We start from the raw sequence: 5,963 nt of genomic DNA on the forward strand, positions 1-5,963 counted from the left end.
ACAACGACGTTCAATGTGCAGATTACGATTACTGCAGCTTGTCTTATTAATTCTGCAACCAACATGGACTTTGGTTCCAATGGTGTTTTGTCGACGAATGTCGACGCGACCAGCACCATAACCGTGCAATGCACGAATTCGACACCTTACAATATCGGCTTGAGCGCTGGCACGGGAACCGGCGCAACCGTCACAAACCGTTTGATGACGGGGCCGGCAAGCGCCACTATTGGATATTCGCTGTACACAACGACGGCCCGCACCGCAGTCTGGGGCAACACCGTCGGAACGAACACAGTCGCCGGGACAGGCACTGGTGCCGCTCAAGCCTATACGGTCTATGGGCGTGTTCCAGGGCAGTCGACGCCAGCTGCGGGTGTCTATACGGATACGGTAACCGCCACGATCAGCTATTAACGTCACGGAGGGTAGAATGCGTGTTCTCACTTTTGCCGCGGCGTTATTGGCGAGCTTGTATCTTGTCCCCGCGCATGCGGCTTCCTTGCGCGTTTCGCCGGTCATCATCGATCTGAGCGCGCCAACGGCGGCTTCAAACATTCGCATCTGGAACGATGCAAAACGGCCCATCAATGTTCAGGCCAGAATATTCCGCTGGAGCCAGAGCAATGGCGTTGATACCTACACGGCAGCAACCGATGTTGTTGTCAGTCCGCCCATATCGCAACTGAAGCCCGGCGGCGAAAACATCATCCGTATCGTGCGCACCACGAAAAGCCCGGTCAAGGCGGAAGAAAGCTATCGGCTGATTGTCGATGAACTTCCCGATAATGCGCAGCGGCGATCCGGCACGGTCAATCTGGTGATCCGCCATTCCATTCCGGTTTTCTTCTCGCAGCCCGGCACGCCGGATGCGAACCCGTCATGGAGTGTCCAGCGTCAATCGGGCGGTTATCAGGTGACCGTTAGTAACAAGGGAAACAAGCGGCTGCGTGTTTCCGATCTTGCATTGCAGGGTGCAGGCGGTCGTGCCGTCGCACAGCGAAAAGGCCTTGTTGGATATGTTCTGGGGCAATCAAGTGCAACTTGGTTCATTCCCGGAACAGGTGGTAGTCGGGGTGGTGGCTCGCTGACGATTTCAGCTCAAAGCGAAGCTGGCCCGATAAATGCGCAAGCGAGCGTCAGGGGCGGTTGATCTTGCGGTTTTGACGATTGCGTTTCTAACGGTCTGCACAGGATGTCTGAAAGCTGCGGCGCAGGAATTGCCACCTACGTCGTCGGGGACGCTTGTTTCCGACGATACCCCTCTGGAGCTTCAGCTTGAGGTCTATGTGAATGGCGCATCATCGGCGCTGATCGCTACGTTTCGTCAAACACCGGACGGATCACTTCTGATTGAGCCCGAACAGCTCAAGAATGTCGGGATCAAGCCCGCCACGGAAGCTATGCGGGATGACGGATGGATCGACGTGAACCGGCTCTCCGGGGTCAACGTCACCTATGACAAGGAGAACCAGATCGTTCGTTTCGATGCGCAGGAAAACAAGCGCGCCGCGCGTGTCATCGATGCGCAGTCTGGCGAGGAAGTCACGTCTGAAGAAGAAGACGAAAAACCCAAGGCCAAGAGCAATTTCGGCGGGCTGGTGAATTATACGATCTATGGCGCCAGCGGCGGACAGGATTGGTATGATCTGACGCAGTTCGAAGGTGTTTCTGGTCTCATGGAAGGGCGCCTGTTCGGTCCCTATGGCGTCCTGTCGTCGTCGCAGGTGCTCAGTTCGTCCGACACCGACAGTTTCGGGTCAACGCGTCTCGATACGAGATGGTCCTATTCGGATCAGGAAACGCTGATGACCTATAATGTCGGTGATTTCATTACGGGTGGCCTCTCATGGACGCGACCGACCCGTCTGGGCGGCGTACAAATCCGGCGCAATTTTTCATTGCGGCCCGATCTGGTTACTATGCCGATGCCTGAGCTGTCGGGGTCTGCGGCTGTGCCGTCAACGGTCGATGTTTATATCGATAACGCACGTCGTGCGACCAGCAATGTTGCATCCGGTCCATTTACGGTCACCAACCTCCCGGTGGTCACGGGCGCAGGCACAGCGCGTATGGTGGTTCGCGATGTTCTGGGCCGAGAGACGGTTACGGAAACGCCGTTCTATGCCTCGTCTAATTTGCTGGCTAAGGGGTTTGCTGATTTTTCTGCCGAAACCGGCTTTGCCCGCCGCTATTACGGCACGGAATCGAATGACTATGATGAGCGCATCGTGGGAAGCGGCACCTTGCGTTATGGTCTCACCAATAACACGACCTTAGAAGGGCACGTTGAAGGTGCCGAGAATTTCTACAATGCGGGCATTGGCGGCGTTTTCAATATCGGGCCTTACGGCGTTGGAACCTTATCCGGCGCGACCAGCAAATTCGGTGGGCAAACCGGCTACCAGATTGCTGCAAGCGTTGAAGCCGATCTCTGGGATGTCAAATTCTACGTGCGCACGCAGCGCACTTTCGGCGATTACAATGATATCGCCTCGATCACGGCCGATATAGACGAGACCGGGCTTCCGGACAATAGCGCCAAGCCTGCCAAAGCGCTTGATCAAGTTTCCGTTTCACTTCCTCGCATCTTCAATGAAACGAATCTGAATTTCTCCTACACGCAGATCGAAACTGTCGATTCCGAAAAATCGCGGATTCTTGGCGTCACCGCCACGCGGCCTTTTGGTAAGAAAGGCAACATGTTCATGTCTGCCTATACGGACTTCGAGCAGAAAGGCTCGTTTGGATTATATGCTGGATTGTCTTGGTCGTTCGACCATAACATCACGGCATCGACGAGTGTTTCGGCTGATGAAAACGGAACCACCGGGTCCATCGACTTGATGAAATCGGAACAGGCCGAGGTGGGAAGCACTGGCTGGCGGTTGCGCGGCTCTTATGGCCAGAGCGACATCATTGCTGCCAGCGGCAGCTATCGTAGCCAGATCGGCAGAATTGAAGCTGGTGTTGAAAAGTATGATGACAATGTTCGCGCCACCGCACAGATCGACGGTGCAGTTGTCCTCGCAGGCGGAGGTGTGTTCCTCTCGAACCGCATCGACGATGCTTTCAGTGTGGTGGATGTGGGCGCACCAGATGTCGACGTTCAATTCGAAAATCGTCCCATGGGCAAAACCAACAAGAGCGGCAAGATGCTGCTGCCCAATCTGCGTTCCTATGACAAGAACGTAATTTCCATTGACCCCAGCAATTTGCCGATTGATGCCACTGTAGGTGAAACTCGACAAGTGGTAAGCCCAAGCGATCGGGGTGGCTCCGTGGTGGACTTCAACGTCAAGGCCGATACGCGAGCTGCCCTTGTCACTCTGCGCGATGAGAGTGGCGCTTACATCGAGACGGGATCGACAGCGCAGCTCAATGGCTCGCAGGAGTTCATTGTGGGTTATGACGGTCAGGTCTATCTTGAAGGCATTGAGAACTCCAACACGTTGATAGTGACGCAATCCGAAAAGGGCTCATGCCAGATTACGTTCAACGCGCCACGCAATACAGAAGAGCGCGTTACCATTCCGGACGCCGTATGCAGGAGCACGCAATGAGATTTTATCGCATCGTCGCATGCGCGTTGTTCAATATATTGATTTTTCTACCAAGTTGGGCCCATGCACAAACCTGTTCCTTCAGCATCACCAATGTCAATTTTGGTACGGTCAATCTTCTTGGGGGTGGCGCGGTTGATACGACGGCGACATTGGGTGTTAATTGCTCCAACACGCTCACAGTCAGTCTTTTTCTTCGGGTGTGCCCCAATATCAATGCGGGCAGCGGCGGCTCAAGTGGCGGCTTGCGCACCATGCTGAGCGGCACCAACGCGCTGACCTATCAGCTTTATTCCGATACTGCGCGTTCGGTTCCCTGGGGGTCTGTTACCAACACGGCATTGGGGTCGCCACCACCCATCGACATGACCTTGCTGCCGCTCACATCCACTACCGCCACGCGTACGATCTATGGGCGTATCCTGTCCGGGCAGGCGGCCACGCCAGGCGGCGCGTATTTATCGACGTTCTCGGGTGCTCAAACCCGCTTCAACTATGCCAGCTATCTGCTTGTGGCGCCTGCCTGTACTGCTATGACGGATAATCCAACGCAGCCAACCTTCAACGTGACGGCCAATGTTGATCGCACCTGTACAGTCTCCGCCACGTCTATCAACTTTGGCAATCACGGGGTTCTGACATCCAATGTGGATGCGACCGGGGCTCTATCGGTAAGCTGTACCACCAACCTGCCCTATAGTGTTTCCCTGAATGGTGGTTTGAGCAATACAACACCGACACAAAGGCGGATGACGCTTGGCTCCAATGCAGTCATCTATGGGCTCTATACAAATGCCGCGCGATCAATCCCCTGGGGTAACACCACCGGACAGATTGTGACCGGGACGGGAACGGGAACCGCGCAAAGCCTGACCGTTTATGGTCGTGTCGCGCCGCAGACCACACCTCCACCGGGAACCTATTCGGATACGGTGGTGGTGACGGTCAGTTATTGAGGCTTCAAGGATAATGGAACCACTTTAGTACCTGTTACATGAGTGCACCAGGCATCTATAGGGAATATGCCACGAGCCGGAGCGGTACCGGGCGACTTCAGCATTTTCCGACTATCAGAATTTGTGCTTCAGCCATGATTTTGCTCATGGGGGAGGAAATCGCCCGCATTAAAAGCAGGATAAATACCGTTTCACCAACTCCTGATTTTCTGCTCGCTTCACAGTTGGTCACCAAGGTAGAACGCCGCCCTGTTTTTCAAGATATTCATGGCGCCGTAAGGCATTTCGGGTTTACCGGTGCGAATCGTCTGGAGCACCGACAGGTCAACGACGATTGACCTGAACGTCTTGAAACCATCCGTCATTGTCGGTCCCAAATGGTCCGCCGGGATAGCTTTTCGTGACATTCTCAATATGATTTGGGGGAATATTACCCAGCCCACCAACATAGAAGTACTCGTTTTCTCCATACAAGTCTATATTTCTTAAGGCGCCGAGAACTGTCGCTGGCTGTATCTTCTTTTCTTGAATCAGCCTATCCCCATGGTCATGGATAATTTTTGCGATCGGTTGGTAATTAAAGGGATCCTGATCTGTTCTTATGGTCACCAGAGATGTAGCTCCAGTCGCAAACCTGTTGGCTACCGTTGTCTCGGATGCAAGCGACAAAATTGCTCCGCTACTGCCGCCGGTGCGGGCGGTATGTGAAATGATGTCACGGTAATATTCGTCTCCCGTCGTACAGGGGCCCTTCCGGACCACACCGGATCTCTGGATCGTATTGGGCGTCCCGACGTGGCTACGATATAGATTTCGAGGAGCAGCTTGCGGAGCTGCGGCAGCTGTCAATTCAGACCAGCTCAGATTAACTGCGGCGACACTCGTATTTCTCGGATCCGAGGCACGATCCAAAAGATTTCGCAGCGTTGGTTTAATATCCACCTCATCACGCTGAGACGAGGACTTGCTACAGCAACGACCAAAAGGCATCACGAGACTTTCAAGTAAAAGGATTAAAATAATACCCTGTTTTCAGCGGAGCCTATCTGAAAATTGACCGGGCGGCTATGACGTTGCATCACGACATAGATAAGTTGGTCTATAGCACAGCCTCAGACCATAACCACCTTATTGTAGCGACTATTCCGTAAGCTCGCAATCAATCTGACCGCAGCCATAAGGAGAACGCACTCTCCAAACTGAAGGCCATGTTGCGAGGCCGGGCAGAGCGCGAGATCGATGCACTCCGCGACCCGCAGGCGCCTTAATTCCCCACTCCACACCGGCAGAATGCGCCAGCCACTTCAAGGCCGCCGGATATGACCGGGGTGAGCAGGATCTGCTCTAGGCTGTGCACTCATAAATAGGCTAGTTATTTGAATGTATTAGTGATTCAAAGGCCTAGGATTTGGAGGTCTTTGATGTCACGTCACCGCTATGAACT

6 protein-coding genes are annotated in these 5,963 nt (G+C 54.0%); 5 read left to right on the forward strand and 1 reads right to left on the reverse strand.

From position 1 onward, the window contains the following. The 5 genes from ACTJKP_RS25955 to ACTJKP_RS25975 all read left to right on the forward strand — a co-directional run. The coding region (locus ACTJKP_RS25955; RefSeq protein ID WP_440631421.1) for a Csu type fimbrial protein at nt 1–417 on the forward strand (417 nt) is incomplete at its 5' end. A 16-nt stretch (nt 418–433) separates the two neighbouring features. Then, a complete protein-coding gene (locus ACTJKP_RS25960) occupies nt 434–1,153 on the forward strand; it encodes a fimbrial biogenesis chaperone (protein WP_440631206.1) in 720 nt (239 codons plus the stop codon). Further along, on the forward strand, nt 1,125–3,563 hold the full coding sequence (locus ACTJKP_RS25965) for a fimbria/pilus outer membrane usher protein (protein ID WP_440631207.1): 2,439 nt from the start codon (nt 1,125–1,127) through the stop codon (nt 3,561–3,563). The genes ACTJKP_RS25960 and ACTJKP_RS25965 overlap by 29 nt, the downstream gene beginning before the upstream one ends. Further along, nucleotides 3,560–4,519: a Csu type fimbrial protein gene (locus ACTJKP_RS25970; protein ID WP_440632726.1), complete on the forward strand. Its 960-nt coding sequence runs from the start codon at nt 3,560–3,562 to the stop codon at nt 4,517–4,519. Before ACTJKP_RS25965 ends, ACTJKP_RS25970 begins: the two co-directional genes overlap by 4 nt. Before the next feature lie 146 nt (nt 4,520–4,665). Continuing rightward, nucleotides 4,666–4,857 carry a hypothetical protein gene (locus ACTJKP_RS25975; RefSeq protein WP_440632727.1) on the forward strand — a complete coding sequence of 64 codons (192 nt, stop codon included), beginning with the start codon at nt 4,666–4,668 and terminating at the stop codon, nt 4,855–4,857. On the opposite strand, the gene ACTJKP_RS25980 is transcribed toward ACTJKP_RS25975, so the two are convergent. After that, nucleotides 4,844–5,509 (reverse strand): hypothetical protein, encoded by a 666-nt coding sequence (locus tag ACTJKP_RS25980; protein WP_440632728.1) that lies wholly within the window; start codon nt 5,507–5,509, stop codon nt 4,844–4,846. The two genes, ACTJKP_RS25975 and ACTJKP_RS25980, sit on opposite strands and share 14 nt — an antisense overlap. Nucleotides 5,510–5,963 lie beyond the last annotated feature (454 nt).

The sequence above is a fragment of the Brucella sp. 22210 genome (assembly GCF_052045675.1).
GTDB lineage: Bacteria > Pseudomonadota > Alphaproteobacteria > Rhizobiales > Rhizobiaceae > Brucella.